At 63.7% G+C, this 1,944-nt stretch carries 2 protein-coding genes; both read left to right on the top strand.

Annotated features, from left to right (window positions below; translation table 11 throughout):
- On the top strand, positions 1-1,146 hold a 1,146-nt coding region (locus tag C8K14_RS22230; RefSeq protein ID WP_208110674.1), incomplete at its 5' end, for a terminase large subunit domain-containing protein.
- Between the two features lie 10 nt (positions 1,147-1,156).
- Positions 1,157-1,944: phage portal protein (locus C8K14_RS22225; RefSeq protein ID WP_108338597.1), on the top strand; the 788-nt coding region annotated here is incomplete at its 3' end.

Below are 1,944 nucleotides of genomic sequence, written 5' to 3'. Positions count from 1 at the left end.
GACGAGGATGGCGAGCCGCAGGCGCTGCCGGCGATGGATGCGGTGGGCTTTTATCCGCTGTCGACCAACAGCGCGACCGCCCAGGGCGAGAGCGGGGACTTCTACTTCGATGAATTCGCCTGGGTGCATGGGTTCACCGAGCTGAACGGCGTGGCCAGCGGCATGGCCACGCACAAGATCTATAAAAAGACCTATTTCTCCACGCCTTCGACCAAGACGCACCAGTCCTATGGCTTCTGGTCGGGTGAGGAGTGGAACGCCGGCCGCGCGAAAGGTGACCAGCAGCCGTTCGATATCTCGCATCGCAATCTGCGGGACGGTGCGATCATGCCCGATGGTAGCTGGCAACAGCTCGTCACCATTCATGACGCGGTGGCCAAGGGCCTGGGCAAGTTGGTCGACGTGGACGAGCTGCGCCGCGAGTATTCGGACGAGCGCTTCCGCAATCTGTTCGAATGCGAGGACATCGACGATTCCGAAAGCTCGTTCCCCTACGTGCGGCTCGCGCCGGCGCGGGTGGACAGCTTCTACAAGTGGCGGGATTTTGCGCCCGCGCTGATCGAAATCCCTGGCGGGCGGCCGTTCGGGGACAAGCCGGTCTGGCTGGGGTATGACCCGAACAAACAGGGCCGGGATGATGCCGCGCTAGCCGTTCTCGCGCCCCCTGAAAAACCGGGGGGTAAATTCCGGGTGCTCGAGAAGATCCGGCTGAACGGGTTGGACTTCGCTGGCCAGGCCGACGCGATCCGGGCGGTCTGCAAGCGCTACAACGTCGCCGACATATCGATCGACACCACCGGGCATGGCCAGGCGGTGTGGGAACTGGTGAGCAAGTGGTTCCCGCTCGCGCGCAAGATCGAATATTCGGTGGCCAGCAAAACTGCCCTGGTCATCAAGGGGCAGAACGTGTTCCGGGCCGGGCGCATCGAATTCGATGCCGGTTGGACTGACGTGATGCAGGCCTTCATGGCCATCCGCCCGACGCTGACCGGTAGCCAGCGCGGCGTGACCTATACCGCGCGGCGCAACGGCGAGATCGGGCACGCCGATATCGCCTGGGCCATTCTCCACGCTCTTTCCAACGAACCGCTCGATGCCGGCGCCGAAACCCAGGCGCCGGCCGGGCGCGTGCGCTTCCTCAACTGACAGGACCGATATGACCGAACCCAGCTCGACCGCTCTGGCCCTGGCCGATCAGCCCGAGGAACAGGCAAGCCATGCGCCCGCCAAGGTGTTTCGCTTCGGTGAGCCGGAAAGCGTGCTCGATCGCCGCGAACTCGCCCAGTATTTCGAGATCTGGCACAATGGACGCTGGTACGAGCCGCCGCTGCCGATGGCGCGGCTGTCGCAGACGTTCAACGTCTCGCCCTACCACCGCAGCGCGATCGGCTTGAAGGTCAACCTGCTGGTGGCGCAACAGACGCCTTCGCGGTGGCTGGCGGCCGACGTGTTCGAGCGCTGGGCGCTGGATTTCTTGCAGATGGGCAATGCCTATCTCGAGAGCGTGCCGAACCTGGGCGGGCGCATTGCTACGCTGGCGCATAGCCCGGCCATCCACACCCGCGCCGGGATTGATCCCAACGTGTTCTGGTGGACCAACTGCGCGCGCGGCGATGAGCATGCCTATGCACCTGGCACGATTTTCCAGTTGCAACAGCCCGACGTGGCGCAGGAAATCTATGGCCTGCCGGAATGGCTGTCGGCGCTGCAGAGCGGGCTGCTCTCGGAAAATGCCACGCTGTTCCGCCGCCGCTATTACCTCAACGGCGCGCATGCGGGCTTCGTGTTCTATGTGAGCGAGCCGCTGGCCGATCAGGCCACCGTCGACGCCATCGAAGAGCAGCTGGGCAGTTCCAAGGGCGTGGGCAACTTCAAGAACATGCTGGTCTACATCCCCAAGGGGAAAAAGGATGGCATCCAGATCATGCCGATCGCCGATGTGAC

Source organism: Novosphingobium sp. GV079 (assembly GCF_003058045.1).
In the GTDB taxonomy this organism is placed as follows: Bacteria; Pseudomonadota; Alphaproteobacteria; order Sphingomonadales; family Sphingomonadaceae; genus Novosphingobium; species Novosphingobium capsulatum.
Note: the sequence above shows the minus strand (reverse complement) of the source record. Positions and strands in the feature narration are given on the sequence as shown.